Origin of the sequence: Polynucleobacter sp. AP-Capit-er-40B-B4 (assembly GCF_018882245.1) — a bacterium.
GTDB lineage: Bacteria > Pseudomonadota > Gammaproteobacteria > Burkholderiales > Burkholderiaceae > Polynucleobacter.
In genome coordinates this window covers 124,648-143,264 of record NZ_JACVOV010000004.1, presented here as the reverse complement: position 1 = coordinate 143,264, position 18,617 = coordinate 124,648, and the positions used below count along the sequence as shown (strand labels likewise).

General features: G+C 45.7%; 17 protein-coding genes. 10 read left to right on the top strand and 7 right to left on the bottom strand.

The window, feature by feature from the left end:
* Nucleotides 1-12: 12 nt before the first annotated feature.
* Complete coding sequence (gene hemN / locus ICN19_RS09940) at nucleotides 13-1,428, top strand: oxygen-independent coproporphyrinogen III oxidase (protein ID WP_216247566.1); 1,416 nt, start codon at nucleotides 13-15, stop codon at nucleotides 1,426-1,428.
* 168 nt (nucleotides 1,429-1,596) lie between these two features.
* Entirely contained in the window at nucleotides 1,597-2,223 is a 627-nt protein-coding gene (locus tag ICN19_RS09935) for an OmpW family protein (protein ID WP_216247565.1), read from the top strand.
* Nucleotides 2,224-2,285: 62 nt separating this feature from the next.
* Here the strand turns inward: ICN19_RS09935 and ICN19_RS09930 are convergent, their stop codons facing one another.
* Nucleotides 2,286-2,882, bottom strand: a complete 597-nt coding sequence (locus ICN19_RS09930) for an AAA family ATPase (protein WP_216247563.1) — start codon at nucleotides 2,880-2,882, stop codon at nucleotides 2,286-2,288.
* A 67-nt stretch (nucleotides 2,883-2,949) separates the two neighbouring features.
* Here ICN19_RS09930 and ICN19_RS09925 point away from each other — a divergent pair, with 67 nt between their 5' ends.
* On the top strand, nucleotides 2,950-4,878 hold the full coding sequence (locus ICN19_RS09925) for an ATP-binding cassette domain-containing protein (protein WP_216247562.1): 1,929 nt from the start codon (nucleotides 2,950-2,952) through the stop codon (nucleotides 4,876-4,878).
* Nucleotides 4,879-4,899: 21 nt separating this feature from the next.
* Here ICN19_RS09925 and ICN19_RS09920 read toward each other — a convergent pair whose 3' ends face one another.
* From ICN19_RS09920 to ICN19_RS09905, 4 genes are all read right to left on the bottom strand, one after another.
* Nucleotides 4,900-5,202 carry a chaperone modulator CbpM gene (locus tag ICN19_RS09920; RefSeq protein WP_216247561.1) on the bottom strand — a complete coding sequence of 101 codons (303 nt, stop codon included), beginning with the start codon at nucleotides 5,200-5,202 and terminating at the stop codon, nucleotides 4,900-4,902.
* Between the two features lie 5 nt (nucleotides 5,203-5,207).
* Nucleotides 5,208-6,188, bottom strand: a complete 981-nt coding sequence (locus tag ICN19_RS09915) for a DnaJ C-terminal domain-containing protein (RefSeq protein WP_216247560.1) — start codon at nucleotides 6,186-6,188, stop codon at nucleotides 5,208-5,210.
* Nucleotides 6,189-6,249: 61 nt separating this feature from the next.
* The gene (locus ICN19_RS09910; protein ID WP_216247559.1) at nucleotides 6,250-7,797 is read right to left on the bottom strand and encodes a UxaA family hydrolase; all 1,548 of its coding nucleotides are present in this window, start codon (nucleotides 7,795-7,797) and stop codon (nucleotides 6,250-6,252) included.
* Between the two features lie 54 nt (nucleotides 7,798-7,851).
* Nucleotides 7,852-8,553, bottom strand: coding sequence for a pirin family protein (locus ICN19_RS09905; protein WP_216247558.1), 702 nt, complete (start codon nucleotides 8,551-8,553; stop codon nucleotides 7,852-7,854).
* 86 nt (nucleotides 8,554-8,639) lie between these two features.
* Here ICN19_RS09905 and ICN19_RS09900 point away from each other — a divergent pair, with 86 nt between their 5' ends.
* Nucleotides 8,640-10,055 carry a TAXI family TRAP transporter solute-binding subunit gene (locus tag ICN19_RS09900; protein ID WP_216247556.1) on the top strand — a complete coding sequence of 472 codons (1,416 nt, stop codon included), beginning with the start codon at nucleotides 8,640-8,642 and terminating at the stop codon, nucleotides 10,053-10,055.
* Between the two features lie 64 nt (nucleotides 10,056-10,119).
* Complete coding sequence (locus ICN19_RS09895; protein WP_216247554.1) at nucleotides 10,120-11,454, top strand: DUF3422 domain-containing protein; 1,335 nt, start codon at nucleotides 10,120-10,122, stop codon at nucleotides 11,452-11,454.
* Nucleotides 11,455-11,524: 70 nt separating this feature from the next.
* On the opposite strand, the gene ICN19_RS09890 is transcribed toward ICN19_RS09895, so the two are convergent.
* Both ICN19_RS09890 and ICN19_RS09885 read right to left on the bottom strand, forming a co-directional pair.
* Nucleotides 11,525-12,799: an NAD(P)/FAD-dependent oxidoreductase gene (locus ICN19_RS09890; RefSeq protein WP_216247552.1), complete on the bottom strand. Its 1,275-nt coding sequence runs from the start codon at nucleotides 12,797-12,799 to the stop codon at nucleotides 11,525-11,527.
* A gap of 14 nt (nucleotides 12,800-12,813) precedes the next feature.
* Nucleotides 12,814-13,146 carry a c-type cytochrome gene (locus tag ICN19_RS09885; RefSeq protein ID WP_216247549.1) on the bottom strand — a complete coding sequence of 111 codons (333 nt, stop codon included), beginning with the start codon at nucleotides 13,144-13,146 and terminating at the stop codon, nucleotides 12,814-12,816.
* Nucleotides 13,147-13,327: 181 nt separating this feature from the next.
* Here ICN19_RS09885 and ICN19_RS09880 point away from each other — a divergent pair, with 181 nt between their 5' ends.
* The 5 genes from ICN19_RS09880 to ICN19_RS09860 all read left to right on the top strand — a co-directional run bounded on the left by ICN19_RS09880 (nucleotide 13,328) and on the right by ICN19_RS09860 (nucleotide 18,603).
* On the top strand, nucleotides 13,328-15,049 hold the full coding sequence (locus ICN19_RS09880) for a glycosyltransferase family 39 protein (protein WP_216247546.1): 1,722 nt from the start codon (nucleotides 13,328-13,330) through the stop codon (nucleotides 15,047-15,049).
* Nucleotides 15,046-16,290 carry an exo-alpha-sialidase gene (locus tag ICN19_RS09875; RefSeq protein WP_216247544.1) on the top strand — a complete coding sequence of 415 codons (1,245 nt, stop codon included), beginning with the start codon at nucleotides 15,046-15,048 and terminating at the stop codon, nucleotides 16,288-16,290. Before ICN19_RS09880 ends, ICN19_RS09875 begins: the two co-directional genes overlap by 4 nt.
* Nucleotides 16,290-16,910 (top strand): hypothetical protein, encoded by a 621-nt coding sequence (locus ICN19_RS09870; RefSeq protein ID WP_216247543.1) that lies wholly within the window; start codon nucleotides 16,290-16,292, stop codon nucleotides 16,908-16,910. Before ICN19_RS09875 ends, ICN19_RS09870 begins: the two co-directional genes overlap by 1 nt.
* A 75-nt stretch (nucleotides 16,911-16,985) precedes the next feature.
* Entirely contained in the window at nucleotides 16,986-18,212 is a 1,227-nt protein-coding gene (locus tag ICN19_RS09865) for a DUF3300 domain-containing protein (RefSeq protein ID WP_216247541.1), read from the top strand.
* Nucleotides 18,213-18,234: 22 nt separating this feature from the next.
* The gene (locus ICN19_RS09860; protein WP_216247540.1) at nucleotides 18,235-18,603 is read left to right on the top strand and encodes a Rap1a/Tai family immunity protein; all 369 of its coding nucleotides are present in this window, start codon (nucleotides 18,235-18,237) and stop codon (nucleotides 18,601-18,603) included.
* The last annotated feature ends 14 nt before the right edge of the window (nucleotides 18,604-18,617 follow it).

Genomic DNA, 18,617 nt, shown 5'->3' with positions numbered 1-18,617 from the left:
TATAAGCGCTCCATGACCTCTGTAGCAAATCCCTCTTCAGCCCAAGAAAATGAAGTTTTATTTCATCCTGAACTGTTGAAAAAGTTTGACATCAATGGACCACGCTATACGTCTTATCCTAGTGCCGATCGCTTTCATAATGAATTCTCCGAAGCAGATTATTTAGGTGCGCTAGAGCGGGTAGCGAAAGTGGACGAACCACTCTCTCTGTATTTCCATTTGCCGTTCTGTCCTAATATTTGTTACTACTGTGGCTGTAACAAAATCATCACCAAGGATCATGGGCGTAGCGCCAAGTACATTAAGTACCTTGCTAAAGAAATGGCGATGGTCACCAAGGCAATGGGTGCAAAAAAGCAGATTCCCATCACGCAATTACATTGGGGTGGTGGTACACCCACATTCCTCTCTCATGAAGAAATGATTGAGCTGATGCAACACACTCGCGAGCATTTTGAGTTATTGCCTGGCGGTGAGTATTCTATTGAGATTGATCCAAGGCGCGTTACTGAAAAAGATATCGCACTTCTGGCTGAGTTGGGCTTTAACCGTATTAGTTTGGGTGTGCAGGATTTCAACTTGGCGGTACAAGAAGCCGTTCATCGCGTACAAACAATTGAAGAAACTCAAGCAGTCATGGACTGGTCCAGAAAGTATGGCTTTAAATCGCGTAGTGTGGATTTAATCTATGGACTTCCTAAGCAAACGCCTGCGACCTTTAAAGAAACCGTAGATGCAGTATTGGCGATGAATCCTGATCGCCTATCCGTCTATAACTATGCTCATCTGCCACACATTTTTAAGCCTCAGCGTCGAATTGCTGAAGCAGATTTGCCGCCTGCCGCAGATAAGTTAGACATTCTTTCTAATACGATTGAGCGTCTTGGTGAAGCTGGCTACGTCTTTATTGGGATGGACCATTTTGCTAAGCCTGATGATGAGTTAGCGATCGCTCAAAAAGAGGGCAAGCTTCATCGTAATTTTCAGGGTTACTCAACCCAAGCAGAGTGCGATCTATTAGCTTTTGGTATTTCTTCTATTGGCAAGGTGGATGATTGCTATTCTCAAAACGTTCGAACCTTAGATGAGTATTACGAAGCACTAGATCATGGACATTTGCCAGTGCTTCGTGGTCTTAGACTTGATCAAGATGACTTACTGCGGCGCGAGTTAATCGGTGAACTTATGTGCCAATTTGAGTTGGATACCCAGTCTTTTGCGAAATCACATCAAATTGATTTCCAGTCGTACTTTAAAACCGAGATTGAGGAATTAAAACATCTCGGCGAAGCTGGTCTTCTGGCTTGGGAAGGCGAAACGATATTGGTTCCGACCAAGGGGCGCTTATTGGCTAGACGAGTAGCTATGACTTTTGATCGGCATCTCAGAGAGTCTCAAGCAAAGGGAACTTACTCCAAGGTTCTATAGGGTAATTTTCTAGTCATTTGATCTAGATCAAATAAGCTTTAAAAGCATGTTGCTTTTTAGCAAACAAAAAATTCCCTAGTGCTTTTCATTTGATTTACATCAAATTCTCACATTGGTATCAATTCGAAAATAGTTTCATCGAAATTGATAACAAAAAGGGAAACCATCATGCGTATTAAGTCTCTCGTAGCAGCAATGGCTGCAGTAGCATCCTTAGCTCCAATCGTAGCTCAAGCTCAAGCCCAAGAAAATCCTTGGATGCTGCGTGTGCGTGCTGTTGATTTACTTTGGCAGAATGGCCAAACTGGTATCGCCCAATCCGCAAATATTAAGACGAAGGACCAATGGATTCCTGAATTTGATGTTTCTTATTTCTTTACCAAAAATATCGCTGCTGAGTTGGTGCTGACTTGGCCTCAGCAAGTGAACATTACTGCTAACGGCGCTGATGCAGGTAAGATTAGCGCGCTTCCACCATCGCTTTTGGCTCAGTATCACTTCACAGACTTAGGTGCATTTAAGCCTTATGTTGGCGCAGGTGTTAACTACACTATTTTTGGCAATCGTCAAAACTTCTACGGCCCTGGTGCTGGATTGCAAGTTGAGCCATCAAGCTTTGGCTTTGTTGGTCAGGTTGGTATGGACTACATGCTTGATAAAAACTGGGGCTTAAACGTTGACGTGAAATACGCAACAATGGCAACCAATGTTCAGGCTGTAGCTGGCGGTGCAAATCTCGGCAAGTTGACCTTAAACCCATGGATGCCTGCTGTAGGTGTGGCTTACAAGTTCTAATAATTCAGTACTTAGATCTTGAGATGGGGCTCCTTAGGAGCCCTATTTTTTTTATCTTGTATTTACAGAGTGATGTCATCGATAAGCTTCTCAAAAGAAGCTTCATTAAAAACAGTGTTATTGAATCGATGTAATAAAGCATGGGTAGGCGGCTCTGTCCTGCGTTTGGCGTATTGCTCCCAATGTGCTAGCTTCCACTCATCTCGAGGGTCGGCACGTTTCTCCATGCGTTTTTCTGCTTCAGCCTCATCTAAATCTATCCAGGCAATCTGAATGCTGGTTTGTGGTGGCACGCTAAGGGCTTGTGGATCAAACATTCTGCCGCTCTGAATTTCTCTCGAGAATGGCCCAACTAGAATAACATTCACCCCAAGGAGTAAATTTTCTCTTGCAATATCAATGAGCCCTTGGTATTCCCAATCTCGGAGATTTTCAAGATAGTAGGGGCTATCGCGATCATTGGGGTTTTGAGTGGTGAGTTGCATGACATGGGCGCTAAAGGCGCCATAGGCAGTGTCTTTGTCGAGAAAGAAAAAATCTTCCCCAGTTTTCTCAATAATCAAAGGCAGAGCTTTTTTTGCCAAAGTAGACTTACCTGTGCCCGCATGACCGGCGAACAGGATAAGGCGGGGTGCAGAAGGGGTTAATTTGCAGACCATATGGAGCTAGTCTCGCAGAAATTGACGGAAATATCTCGTCTTTTGGGGAAGTGACGATAATGTCGCCATGGCTTTAATCGTACTTACTGATGCAAAACTGGCTTTTGGCCACGTTGACCTCCTCGCAAACACTGCTTTTTCACTGGAATCTGGTGAGCGTGTTGGCTTAATTGGCCGTAATGGCACCGGCAAATCTTCTCTATTGAAGATCTTGGCTGGCATCGAAAAAATGGATGGTGGCCTGCTGCAGTATCAACAGGGTCTACGCATTGCATATGTTCCTCAGGAACCTATTTTTGAGGCTGAAGAAACGGTGTTTGATGCGGTATCCAAAGGTGTGGCGCAAGCGAAAGCCCTGCGAGAAGAGTATGAGGCACTGAGCGTTGGCGAATGGGATGATGCATCTCATCACCGCTTAGATGAAGTGCAGTCTCAATTAGAAGCACTGAGCGGTTGGAATTGGGAGCAGCGCGTTCATGAAACTTTAGATCGTCTTCATCTAGAAGCTGACCTCAAAATCAATACACTTTCCGGCGGCACGAAGAAGCGGGTAGCCTTAGCGCGCGCTTTGGTAGAGATGCCTGACGTGCTCTTATTAGATGAGCCAACCAACCATTTGGATTTAGATTCAATAGCATGGTTGGAGGAGTTACTTAGGGAATATCAAGGCTCAGTCATCTTGATTACCCATGATCGCGCCTTCTTGGATAACGTCTGCACGCAAATTGTTGAGCTTGATCGCGGCATTCTGCGCAGCTACCCTGGCAACTTCACGCAATATGAAGTTTTAAAAGAGCAGGAACTGAACGCAGAGTCTTTGGCAAATGCTCGGGCAGATAAATTATTGGCTCAAGAAGAGGTTTGGATTCGTAAAGGGGTGGAAGCACGTCGTACGCGCAGTGTGGCTCGTATCGCCCGCTTGGAAAAGTTGCGCACCAGTCGCGCCGAACGCAGAGATGCTATGGGGCAGGTGAAGTTAGCCGTCTCTTCTGGCGACCGTAGCGGGAAGATTGTGGCGGATCTGCAAAACGTTAGCAAGACCTATGATCGTCCGATTGTGAAGGACTTCACAGCTACGATTTTGCGCGGCGATAAGGTTGGTCTATTAGGTCCTAATGGAGCGGGTAAGACAACCTTGCTTAAATTGATTTTAGGAACTATTGCGCCCGATTCAGGTACCGCAACGATGGGCACCCGTATTGAGGTTGCTTATTTTGATCAAATGCGCGAAGGTCTTGATCTCAATGCTTCGCTAGAAGATTACATCAGCCCAGGTAGCGAGTGGATTGAAATCAATGGCAATAAAAAACACGTTAAGAGCTACTTAAGTGATTTCTTATTCGCGCCAGAGAGAACGAATTCACCAGTGAGTACATTATCTGGTGGTGAGCGTAACCGCTTATTGCTAGCGCGCCTGTTTGCTAGGCCGGCCAATGTGTTGGTTCTGGACGAGCCAACCAATGACTTAGATATTGATACTCTAGATTTGCTTGAGCAACTCTTGCAGGATTACAAGGGCACCGTTTTCTTGGTAAGTCATGATCGCTATTTTTTGGATAACGTAGTGACAAGCATCATTGCGAATGAAGGCGATGGCTTCTGGCGTGAATACGAAGGCGGCTATGAAGACTGGAAGATTCAAAAAGCGCGTTCAGACAAGATCCGCGCCTCTAACGTTAATGCGAAATCAGTAGAGAAGACAGAGACCAAGCCTGAGGTAAAGGCGGAGGCCAAGACAGAGGCTAAGCCGGCAGCCAAAAGTGGCGTTCAAAAGCTCAATGGCAAAGAACGCCAAGAGTTGGAGTCATTGCCATTGCTGATCGAAACATTGGAAACTGAGCAGGCAGATATAGGCGTTGCTATGAGTAATCCAGATTTGTATAAGAACGAACCTGAGCTGGCAGCCAGCATGCAAGCTCGTCTGAGTGAAATTACTGCTGATTTAGATCAAAAGCTGCAGCGTTGGGAGCAACTCTTAAGTCGCTCGGAATCGTAAGTTACTGCGAACTTAGCTGTCTTATTTTAAGCGTGCACGCAGCTTGGCGATTTCGTCAAGCAGGTCAAGTGCTAGGGCAACCCCAGGTACATTCAACTCAAGATCGTGTGTGAGATGAGCTGCAGTTTTAGCTCTTCTTAATGAGTCACCGCTGAAGCGCCAATCCTCCGGCGAGGATCCTATTGGGCTGAGTACGCCTTCAGAAACCCAAGTCATGATGAGATCTTCTGGTGTGCGTGAGGCATGTGAGAGCTCAACAATCGTCATATGAACTTCGTTCTCAACGACTTCGCCTTCAATCCAAGTGATATTAGTTTGTGTCATATCTATCATCCCTTCAAGTGAGATCTAGGGTTGAAATCAAAAGCCTTCTCAAAGTTTTGATAGGCCTCTTTTTGAGCATCTGTTTGTGCAGGTGGCAAGGCAATCGTAGGAACAACATATAAATCACCGGGTTCTGAACTGGGGATGCCTTTGCCTTTAAGGCGCATCTTGCGTCCTGCAACTGTTCCGGCTGGAATTTTTAATTCCAGAGTGCTGCCTGCTGGAGTGGGCACATTGACTGTTGTGCCCAAGGCCGTCTCCCATGGCGCCAAAGGAATGTCAATCAATACATCCTTACCATCTACACGATAGATTGGGTTTGGATGAAAGTCGATCTCGAGATACAAGTCACCGGCAGGGCCTTCGCCCATGCCAGGGCCACCTTGGCCAGAAAGCCGTAGGTTTTGTCCGGCTTTAATGCCTTTAGGAATACTGACGTCTAACTTGCGCTCTTGTGTACTCACATGACCACTCGCATCTTGTGTGGGCATATGCAAAGCAATGGTACGTTTGGCGCCGTTGTAAGCGTCTGCGAGATCAATCAAGATTTTGGCGTGGTGATCTTGGCCTTTGAAGTTCATGCCCTGACGACTATTGCCGCTGCGTCCGCCTTGACGATGTTTGCCTCTACCAAATAGAGATTCAAAGAATTCACTTTGATCGCCTTCAAAACCACCGCCATATCCGGGATGACCTCCGCCAAATCCGGCATCAGAATATTCAAACCCTTCGTTCCAATTGGGGGGAGGTGTGAAGTCTTGACCATTCTTCCAGTTTTCACCAAAGCGATCATAGGCTGCACGTTTTTCGGTGTCTTTTAAAACAGCATAGGCTTCACCGATTTGCTTGAACTGTTCCTCAGCGCCAGCCTCTTTATTGACGTCTGGATGGTACTTGCGTGCTAGTTTGCGATAGGCTGATTTGATTTCAGCCTCGGTGGCGCTGCGAGCAACGCCAAGAGTTTCATAGTAATCCCTAAATTTCATAAGCCTGTTTCAGTTTCGTTTCTATCTGGGTTGAGCTAATAGGATTAATTCTACAGTTCTCTTAGCTCATTACCCCAATTTGCCATGGGACAAATTCATAGTCGCCTAAACCGAGCAACTCGCTCTTGGAGGCCTCACCAGAGGCGGTCTTCAGAAATAACTCAAATATCTGTTGCCCCATCTCTTGGACGGAGACGGTGCCATCTAAAATCTCACCGCAGTTAATGTCCATATCCTCGGTAAGGCGCTGATACATTGGAGTATTCGTAGCCAATTTGATACAGGGGGCTGGCTTAGAGCCAAACATTGAGCCGCGGCCCGTGGTGAAGGCAATTAGGTTGGCACCGCCAGCAATTTGCCCAGTCGCGGAAACTGGATCAAATCCAGGGGTGTCCATAAATACGAAGCCTTTGGCTGTGACTGGCTCGGCGTACTTATAGACTTCCATCAGCGGACCCGCTCCACCTTTCATGGAGGAGCCTAGTGATTTTTCAAAGATATTGGCTAGGCCACCAATTTGATTACCGGGGCTTACTTGCCCGTTAATTTGTACATCTCTACCAACCGAGTATTCATCTTTCCACCAACGAATGCGTCGAATCAGTTTTTCGCCTACCTCTTTACTTGCTGCGCGACGGGTGAGAGTGTGTTCAACACCATAAATCTCTGGTGTCTCTGAAAGAATGCCGGTGCCACCGTGACGAGACAAGATGTCAATTGCTGCGCCTAGGGCTGGATTGGCCGTGATGGAGGAGAAGCCATCTGATCCGCCACATTGCAGACCTACGCACAAATGACTTGCTGAAACAGTTTCACGTTTCGCTTTATTTGCTTCTGGTAATAAGGCTTTCACTGCTTCAATTCCTGCTTCGATCGTTTTACGAGTGCCACCGGTTTCTTGCATGATGAATGTGTGCAAGTTGGCATTCTCAGTCAGGTCTTCCTGTTCCATCAAGCCCTTGAGCTGATTACGCTCACAACCAAGACCCACAATGAGTGCAGCCGCGAGGTTAGGGTGGCGCGCATAGCCAGCCATCGTGCGGCGTAGTAACTCCATTGGTTCGCCGCTCATCTCCATTCCGCAGCCAATGTCATGGCTAAATGCGACTACGCCATCTACATTAGGAAATTCTTTGAGTCGCTCCGGCGTAAACCAATCTGCAATCTTATTAACTACTGTTGCAGAGCAATTTACCGTAGAAAGGATGCCGATGAAGTTACGTGTTCCTACTTTGCCATTGGGTCTGACATAACCCTGAAAAGTAGCACGTTCAGATTCTGGCAAGAGGGTTGTAGGCTTGTATTCGCTTGCGTAAGCATAGTCACGATCAAACTCCCGAAACTCAGTATTGTGGCTATGGACCATCGTACCGGCTTCAATATCAGTATTAGCAAACCCTACGGTGACGTTGTACTTGAGAATGGGCTCGCCCTTAAGTATTTTCTGGGACGCGATTTTGTAACCTGCGGGCACTTGGCTACGACTTGTGAAATACTCGCTCGGTACTTCGGTGCCAATCCCAACATCTACTCGTGCAACCACAATATTATCATTGGGATGCAGGCGAATAATTGGGCCAGCCAGTTTCTTTCCAGAGGTTTCAATCATGATCTTTTAGTTTTCCAGGTATTGAGCTGATCGTATATCCAGCAAGCCAAATATTTAATGACTCAAGTCAAATATCAGCACTTCTGCATCAACACCATCGCTGATTACCAGGGAAGATTCATCCTCAATAAATAGGGCATCGCCACTGACTAATTTTTGGCCGCTAATGGTGAGCATTCCACGGATGAGATGAACATAAGCTTTTCTCTTAGGGTCTAGCTTGAGGGTTGCTGATTGAGGGCTGTTGAAAAGTCCAGCATATATCGTGGCATCAGCATGAATTTTAACGGCACCATCATTTCCTGTAGGGGAGGCGATGATGCGCAGCTTGCCATCTTTTTCAATTGCTGGAATGGTTTTTTGTTCATAACTAGGCTCAATCTCTGAAACATTGGGCTCTATCCAGATTTGTAGAAAGTGGGTAGTTTGATCTTTGGCATGATTGAACTCGCTATGGGTCACGCCGCTACCGGCACTCATGCGCTGCACATCACCTGGGGGTATAGATTCGATGTTTCCCATACTGTCTTGATGGGCTAATTCGCCAGAGAGAACGTAGCTAATAATCTCCATATTGCGATGACCATGTTTGCCAAAGCCCATGCCGGCAGCAACACGATCTTCGTTAATCACACGCAGGTTTCCCCAGCCCATAAATTGAGGGTCATGGTAGCCAGCAAATGAAAAGGAGTGAAAGCTCTTTAGCCAGCCATGGTCGGCGTAGCCACGATCTTGGGATTTTCTGATTTTTATCATAGTTTTAGGGTATTCAAAAGCAAATTGAAAGAATCTGTATAAGAACATTATCATTAGCTTTAATGAATTTTGCAGATTGGTAGCTCATGGGAAGTTTTAAACAAGACATAAAAGATACCTACTTAGGTCTTTCTGAGAGCCTTCAGGAGAAATGGGGTGACTTCACCCAATTTCTGCAAGAGACTTGGCCCTTGCTAATTCTGCTGCTCGTCATCTTGATGGGTGTTTGGTGGTATGCAGATCCTCCACCCCCAAGACACGTCCTCATGGCTACCGGATCTCCGGGTGGGTCATATGAAGACCTTGGCAAAAAGTATGCTGATTTTTTTGCCAAGAAGGGAATTACTCTTGAGCTAGTGCCCACCTTAGGCGCACAGGAAAATATTGATCGCTTAGCTGACCGTGATGATCCCATACAGGCTGGCTTTGTTCAGGCAGGTGTAGCGCATGCAAAAGATGTCAAAGGAATTGAATCACTTGGTGCAATTGCCTACGATCCAATATGGTTTTTTTATCGTGGATCAGAAATTAAGAATGGTGACTTAGAGGCCCATACCGGACATTTCAAATATTTTTCCTCCAAAACGATTTCTATTGGAGTTAAAGGTGGCGGGACTTATGCACAAGCCTCTAAGATTCTTCAGGTTTCAGGGTTCGAGCACCTTCCAAAGTTTGTTTATTTATCTGGTGAAGATGCTGTCAAGGCTTTAAAAGCAGGGAAAATTGATGGCGCTTTTATTGTAGATTCCTTTGAGGCTCCGAATGTTCAGGAGCTGCTAAATGATCCTAGCTTGCATTTAGTCACCTTTACGCGTGCTGAGGCATACGTCAAAGTTATTCCGCACCTTCATATATTGAATGTACCCCAGGGATCCTTTGATTTATCGCGTAACTTTCCACCGTCTGATATGAAGCTGTTGGCTACAACAACTAATCTTCTCATTGATGATCGCATGCATCCAGCAATTCAATTTTTATTTTTAGAGGCTGCTAGAGAGATTAACGGAAAGGAATCTTTCTTCTCTGAACGCGGAGAGTTTCCATCGTTCAAGGACTCAATGTTGCCCGAAAGTCCCGTTGCAGTTCATTACGAGAAAAATAATTACCCTTTATTGATGGCTTATTTTCCGTTTTGGATTGCTGAGCTTATTAACCGTCTCATTTTTGTTTTGTTGCCTTTCTGCGTTTTAGGTTACCCACTTTTACAAGCCCTGCCTGGGTACCGCGCTAAGCGGATGCAAAATAAGATCAATCGTTTGTATGGTTCATTGAAAGCCTTGGAGCAAGAGCTACTGAATGGCTTTAATGATGAGCAGCGCGACGAGTATCTGAAGAGGTTAAATTTACTGGAGTATCAAGCGCTCAGAATCAAAGTCTCTAAGCGGCTGTCGAGCGATTACTACACCTTGCGAACTAGCATCGATTACGTCCGCAATTGCTTAAATAGGGGTGAGCATCCCTATGGGTATGAGGATTTTGATAGCAATAGTCAGCCCATATAGATGCAAAGGTATGTTTGATATAGCTTGGGTATATGATCTAAAGAAATAAAAAATTACATAAGCTATGAGAGCATACGATCACCCATCTAGAGCGCTGTTGCATGAAGAGGTACATGCTCGACCTCCTATTCCATTGTGGCCAAACGAGAGAGTGATTTCACAATCCTTCTTGCTGGATGCAGCCTCTCGCCAACAACAGATAGCTTGGGTACAAAAGCTAAGCCATGCTTTAGGGTGCGCCCCCAGTAGGGATGATCACTCGTTTATGACGCTGCATTTGGCGCCAGAGCCTGAAAGAGTTTTAGTGAAGTGGGAGTTGCATGGTGAATTTGCGACCATTGCGGTCATTGTTCACAATAAGACTAAGGTGAAAGAGCCTTTACTCAAGTCAAGACTGGAAATTGAGCGCGATCTAGATTTGCTTTTTAAGGGGTTGGGTTGCCCAACTATTTCTGAGTCTGGCGGACAAAGAATTTCCGCCTTAGATTTAGTATTCGAACATCGCCCTTTGTTTGCTGAGGCGCTAGAAGTATCCGAAATCTTTAGTGGCAATACTGTGCTGGGCAGTTTTATTCTCTCAAGTAAAAAAGCGCAGCTGTGGACCGACTTACAGCTTGATCAAGATGGATTTATTTCTTTCTTTATTCCACATGATGTATTGGGCTCTAGACAGCTAGGTCGCATAGCAAGGGGTTTAGCAGAAGCTGAAACTTACCGTATGGTTGCTATGGTCTCTTTTCCAGTGGCCAAAAGCCTGTCACTCCCTTTAAGAGAGGCGGAGTCGGAGCTTGCTGCGATATCTGAAAAAATCTCCAAACTGCAAGCAGAGTCGGGTGTAAATACCGAAAACGATGGAATTTTTCTGGAGGAACTTTCTCGTTTAGCCTCTCGTATTGAGCAATGGATCTCCGGGTATGGACTTCGCTTTACTGCAGCCGAAGCCTATAGCCAGCTGCTATCAAAAAATTTACTGGAATTAAACGAAACATCTCTTCCAGGAGTGCAAACGTTGTCAGAGTTTATGGATCGACGTTTTCAGCCGGCCATGGGCACTTGTATCTGGACTCAACGTCGCTTGCGCGAATTATCTGACCGTATTGCTAGGACAACGCAAACCCTGAGAACTCGTATTGAGTTTGTAAATGAGCAGCAAACGCAAAAATTATTGGCTAGTATGGATCAGCGCGCAAGACTGCAACTCAGACTTCAAGAAACGGTGGAAAGTTTGTCAGTGTTGGTGCTGACGTATTACGCAGTTGGTTTATTGGCTTATATCGTTAAGGGCGGCAAAGAAGCTGGACTTGCCATACATCCCGAGATCATTGCTGCAATTGCCGCCCCAATCATTGCTATTACCTTCTTGGTCATCAGTAGGCGTAGGCGGCGCAGGCAGCAGTAATAGCGGGCCAATGAAATAAAAAAGAGACCCAAAGGTCTCTTTTTTATTAACAGCGAAGGTATTAAAGGTATTAACCCAGGCTATCAGCCCAGATATTATGAGCCCAGCCCCAAGCATAGACCCCTTCAAGGGTAGATGGAGCAGGGGATAGACCGCCAGATCCAGGAACCGTTTTAAAAGTCTTTTCTGCTGCGTTGTATTGGTGGACGCTAGCGACGTGAACAACTTCCTTGGAATTAACAAAGCTATAGCAAGTATTTGTTAATACCGGTGCTGGGTTCACTTCCCAGCCGCTGAGTTCCGCGACGATCGCTGCAGCAGCTACTTTGGCATGTTGGTTGGCCATATGTCCAGACTTAGGCATTGCTGGCGCAATTTGAATCGCATCGCCTAAGACGTGAATATCTTTGCGTGCAGTAGATTCAAAATTGAGGAAGTTCACATTCGCCCAGCGACCATTAGAATTTGCTAAACCAGTCTTGATGGCAATTTCACCTGCGGCCATTTGTGGCAACACGTTGAGCACATCTGCCTTCACATCATCTTCAACTTCGAGTTTGAGCGTTTTAGTTTTGGCATCTACTCCAATCACATTGCTCTTTGGTCGGTATTCGATAATTCCGGCGTACTGCTCAGCCCAAACTTTCTTGAACAAAGCGCCCTTAGAAGTAACGTCTTGGTTCGCATCCAAGATCAGCACCTTACCTCGAGGATTGTTTTGTTTTAAGTAGTTGGCTACCTGGCAGGCGCGTTCGTAAGGTCCAGGAGGGCAGCGATAAGGAGCTTCTGGAATACTGATCGCAAAAGTACCACCTTCACGCATTGCAGCAATTTGCTTATGGAGTGCAACAGTTTCTGGTCCAGCCTTCCAAGCTTGCAGAGTCACACCATCTTTATTGGCCTGTGCAAGACCTTCAATGCTCTTGAAGTTGAGTGATACGCCTGGAGATACAACGGCTTTGTCGTAGCGCAAAGTTTTGCCTGAGGCTAGTTTTACGATTTTCTTGTCTGGATCAATACTGCTCACGCTATCTTGAATAATCTTGATGCCATGACGTTTGCTGAGCGTGTCATAAGGTGAGGTGATTTCAGCCAGAGTGCGAGAACCACCAATCACTAGGTTAGACATTGGGCAAGAAATGAAAGAGGTATTAGGCTCGATCAAAGTGACCTTGGCCGTGTTATTGGAAAACAAGCGTAAATATTTAGCGGCAGTAGCGCCGCCATATCCGCCACCAATCACCAAAATTTCTGCTTTTTGTAAATTAGCGTTAGCTTGTCCAGAGAAGCCAGCCAGTAAGCCAATTGCTGCTGCGCCTTGGCCAATAAAGTGTCGACGATCCATGATGGGCTTCCTTATTATTTCTTGCCAAGTTGATTGGCGATGGTTTCGAGTTGCTCGTCAGAGTAGCCTTTGGCTAGCTGCGGCATGATGGTGCCTTCACGTGCGCCTGACTTAAATGCTTTCATTTGGGTCAGAATTTGTTCGCTAGTGAGGGTGTTAATAAGGGGCATCCCGCCATCAACTACACCCTTGCCATCGGTTCCGTGACAATTTGCGCAAGTGGCTGCTAAGCCACGTTTGTATAGATTGCTAGCGTCTGCATTTTGGGCAAGGGCAGTGCCACTCCAGTAGCTAATACCAATATAAATAGTTGCTAGGATTGCGGGTTTTAAATACCTTGCTCGCATATGTTGGGTCTCCGTTCGGATTACTTCTTGGTAATAAATTGAAAATTAGTTCATTGATATCTTAATCAAGAAAATCTAGAAAATGGATATTCACATTAGACTCATTTTTCATAAGCTCATTCAAAAATATAGCCATCAGCCGTTTTCCAGGGAATTCTTATAAGCCCTATAAACTATAGCTATGCGTGGCTCATTTTCTTACCGTTCTGCCGTATTAATCCTCCTTTTAGGTGTATTTACCTATCTTTACGGTCTGGATAGTCGTTTTGCCCCTAAAAACGGTGACGAGTATCCCTACATGCATATCGTGCGCATGACGGCAGATTCAGGGCAGTGGCTGCCTTTGCAGTCTGAGATGGATGGCATCAAAAACACCAAGCCCCCGCTTATTTTTTGGCAGGGTATTGCCAGTACTTATTGGGCATCTGATTGGACTTTAGCGAATTTGCGCTGGCCCAGTGTTTTATATACCGCTTTAACTGCTTTCTTCTTATTTTTAGCGGTACGTCGGTTTAGTGGCAAAACGCAAACGGGATTATTAGCTGCGTTAGTCTGGCTATCTTTTTTTGCGACGTATCGCTATGGTCGTCCATTCTTGGCTGACCCTCCTGAGGTCTTCTGCATATCGCTGCCTTTTTTTGCAATCTTGTATTGGGGGAAGAGTGCATTTGAATCCAAATTCTTCTTTCCGCTCGTTGCCGGAGTCTGTTTTGGCTTTGCGCTATTTGCAAAATCCTTTGCATATATCGTGCCCGCTTCCTTTGCCTTGGGTCTTTTTTATTGGCGTTGGCGGCAGTGGAGTATTCCGCAGGTATTGATAAAAGATCTCTATAAGTTAATCCTCATTGCCGTGCTTGCCTTGGGCGTATTTGCTTTATGGTTTGCCTTGGATCCCTATCCTGAGGCGGTTTGGAAGGAGTTTGTTCTCGGCGAGAATGCCGGCAAATTCGCTGCACGCCAATCTAGTTACATCATGGACTTACTGCGCGGTGGCGATAGCATTTGGTTGTTATTGATAACCACGATTACAAATGCTGGTTTATTTAGTTTCGTACTGATATCTACTTTGATGCAATGTTGGCGTGCACGTCGTTTTCTGACTCTAGAAGAAGTGTTGTTATTGCTTTTGATCGCAGCATTCTTGATTGTCTTCAGTTTTCCTAGTCAGCGATCAGGGCGCTACTTGCTCCCAGCCATGCCTGCGTTTGCCGCATTGATTGCTTTTTATTGGGATAGGCTACCTTTGTGGGGATTCCGAATTGCTCTACTCCTGCAGCTGCTGGTGATATCGCTATTAACATGGATTGGTAGCAATCTGCAGTTTTCCCAGTTCATGGGCGATGCGGGTCAGTGGGCTTATTCCTATCACCACTGGATATTGATGGCAGCAAGCTTGCTGGTAGTGTTGGTCGGTTTATTCAGGTCTAACCAAACCAAAGTACTGGCATTGACTGCTTGCTTTATGGTCTATTGCGCCTTAACGAGCAGTCTAGCGCCCTTGGAGGGACGTTTGGGGCGCTACTCCACTGAGACAATTGCCCGGATGCAAGGTAAAGACATTTGGATTCCTTGTGACTACCGTGCTAAAGATGAGGAGTATCGTCTACTGCTGCCGGGGGCAAAGTTGCATGGCTATTTATCCAAAGACGCTGCCGATATCAATGGCTTGACTGCTAACTATCCTCTAGTGGCAATACATTCACCTCTTGGTGTTGCGCCTACCTTATGTGAATCTTGTCGGATTGTGGGGCAAAGAATGGAGATGCGTGCACGCCACTCTAATGAAGAAATTGCGGAGATGTTGGCAGGACAAATTGGCAAACACTTATTTGTAAATGAGTATTTAATTGCTACTCCAGCTGCTATGCCAGATTTATCAAACCTGAAGGATGTTTGTAGATGAGTCGTATTGTTGCACTCTGTTTTTTATTGCTTGCTGCTGTATTGGGCTTTCTACATATTGATAGTCGTCCTGTTTGGGCGCCATTTGTAGTGTCCGCCTTTCTTCAAGCAGAGGAAGCGGTGGATGAGACAGTGACTGCAACGGCTAAGACTAAGACCCCGTCTAAGGTTGCTGCGCCAGCATCACAAGCGAATTGGTTGCCTGATGCCGGATCTCCCTCGGTTCATGCAGCCTCGCTCATTGCCTTAAAAGATGGTGCAGTGAGGGCATTCTGGTTTGCAGGCAGTCGCGAGGGTGCTGCCGATGTCTCGATTTATAGCTCGGTATTTGATTCGCATTCCGCTAACTGGAGTGCCCCTACTGTTGTTATGGATCGTATTAGCGCCGAAAAGGGTTTATCGCGCTATATTGCTAAATTAGGCAACCCCGTACCAAGTAGGTTGCCCGATGGAGGGTTGCAACTATTTTTCGTGACCGTTTCTATTGGCGGTTGGGCAGGCAGCTCAATCTCTGCAATTACATCGGATGATGAAGGGTTGACATGGAGTAATCCGCAGCGCCTCATCAGCTCACCATTATTGAATTTAAGTACCCTTGTTAAATCCCCAGGCGTCATGTACACCGATGGCTTATTGGGTTTACCTGCCTATCACGAGTGGATAGGGCGCTTTGGCGAGTTTTTGAGGGTGGATGCAGGACGCGTCATCGATAAACGTCGCATGAGCTCTGGTCGCAGTGCAATTCAGCCATTGGTATTTGTGAGCGATGCTCAGGATGCTAATGCTTATTTTCGACAAACGCGTAGTTCTGGATTGCCAAAGCAAATACCGGTTAGTAGCACTCAGAACGCAGGCCAAAGCTGGCAGCAGTCGGAAGATTTGGAAATTGCCAATCCTAATTCTGCAGTAGCAGGCATCACCCTTAAGAACGGTACCCGTATATTGGCTTTAAATAATATTGAACACGGTCGCTATCGATTGGTCTTAATGATGAACGGCCCTAAGTCAGACCAATGGCAACCCATCGAAGTGTTGGAAGATGATGGGGCATTGCCAGATACTCAGCGTAAAGAGTTTTCCTATCCATACATGATTACTGTAGATGGTGATGATGCCCATTTGGTATATACCTGGGACCGTAAAAGAATTCGCCATCGTTATTTCTCTGGTGCTTGGCTAAAACATGCTTTTAGTAAGTTGCAAACACAAGAAGTAGAAGTGCAGCGTCAGGAGGTTCAATAATGAATTCATTCATGCAAACCTTAGCTTTAATTGAGCTGTCTATCTCATGCTCGGTCATTGGTGTTTGGGCATTGCAAAAATTCTCCCCAAATCCTTTGCCATTTGCCGCAAAGATTTTTTTAGTGCTGTTGATCGGCAATGTATTTTTCTGGCCGCTTGGCTTGGGCATGGAATTGCCCTTAGCGGCTTATGTTCGCGGCGTTACTGGCGATCTCAGCATTGTCTTAACCTTATTTTTATGGAGTTCTTTGCTGCCATCCAGTAAACCAACGCCTCTAGCTTTTAAATTCGCTATTGCTATTGTTTCATTCTGCTTTTATCCCTTTGCTTTGGGCCTGGGGATGATTGATCCTTACGCATGGGGATATGGATCTATTTCATTCTTCATCTCAGTTCTAGTCTGCGCGCTAGTTTGTGGATTAGCTAATTGGACTAAGGGTGTTTGGATTATTGCAATTGCCATCATTGCTTGGGCGGCCCATTGGCATGAGTCGAGCAATCTTTGGGATTACTTGCTCGATCCTTTCTTGGCGATTTGGGCTTTGATTGCTTTTGTTGGAAAGCTTTATAGAAGGCGCCGCGATAAAGCTCGCTCTGGATATTTATTTAGACCGGGTTAATGAACATTTAAACGGAAAGTAGTCATTTCAAATAAATAAAGCGATCTATTTACTAAGATCAATGCCGAGGCAGATATGAAACAGATAAGCCAACAAAATATTTCTATATTGAGTAAAAAAGTAGGAATACTAGCCTTAGTAACAATCACTTGCGGCTCCTTGCTTAATGGATGTGTGATGAATCCAGATCCATATCAATCTAATGGGGGTTATTACCCCCAGGCTTATGGACAGACTCAAAGCTATGCTCAAGATGCAAGTTCTAACGCTGGCCCACAAACCCTTTCATCAGAGCAATTACAGTCATTAGTCTCAACCATAGCCCTGTATCCCGATTCGTTACTCTCGCTGATGCTTTTGGCCTCCACCTATCCGCTGGAAGTTGCGGAAGCATATAACTGGCGAACTGACAATGCTGCGCTAAAGGGCGATGATCTACAAAATGCATTGAAGGCGCAATCTTGGAACGACAGTGTGAAATCTTTAATGTCGTTTCCTAAAGTATTCAATATGATGGGTAGAAAATTACAGTGGACGCAAAACCTAGGAAACGCTTATAAACTACAGGCTGCGGACACCATGAAAGCAGTCCAAGTCCTCAGAAAAATGGCTGTTAAAGCTGGTACCCTGAAATCTAATCAGCAAATTACTGTCACCACCGATGCAGACGGTAACATTTTGATTGGCCCAGCAAATACAAAAGTGGTTTATATCCCCAGTTATAACCCCACAGTGGTTTATGGACCATGGCCTTATCCTGACTATCCTCCATACCCCATCTATAACCCTGCTTGGGGTTTGATGACATTTGGTTTAGGTTTTATGGTTGGTGATGATTTTTGGACCTATTCCAATTGGAGTAATGGCACGATTAACTCTACAACCATCAATCCATCCGGGCGCGTACCTTCCCGTCCTATTATTGGGCCAGCAAATATTGCTAACCAGCAACGTTTGCTGAACGATTGGAAAAATAATGCAACCCCAGGGGAAAGACAGGCGGCAAGAATAGATGGTCAGCGCGCTAATAATGCTTTTCAGAGAGACGCAACCCCCCAGGAAAGAAATCAAGCGGCACGCCTAAATCAAGAAGCACGCAATGATACTCAGACGGACAGAGCAAATCCCAATATGTATCGAGAGGCAGCTCAAGAAAACGCCCTGCGGGATCAAGCGCGCTATGACAGCAATCAAGATCGCTCACGCAGCTATGGAGCAAGCCGCTCAGGTGGGTTTGGCGGTGGCGGCGGTTCTCATATGGGTGGATTTGGTGGCGGCCATATGGGCGGGTTTAGACGTTAATCTTTATTCAAAGAAGAGAATCATGAAAACATTGGCAGTCACATTTCTATTAATTGCATCTACTCTTTCTTTTGCACCCAGTGTATTTGCGCAAAAGGACCTTCCAGCAGATGATGCTAGTACCGCTGCATTTGTTGAGCTATGCAAAAACCCCAACGATGAGCAAGGCCGCAGTTTTTGTTTTGGCTTTGGAGAGGGCGTCTATCAAGGGTACTTAGCGAATCGTCCTCTTGATGCGAAGTCGGCCATCTGCTTTGCGGATAAGAGCGAAACTCGGAACGTGATCCTGCAAAAGTTCTTGGTGTGGACTAATGCAAACCCCCAGTTCAATCAAGATCGAGCCGCCAAAACCTTAATGCGCTTCTTTACCGATAAGTACCCATGTAAATAAGTATTTAGCACAAA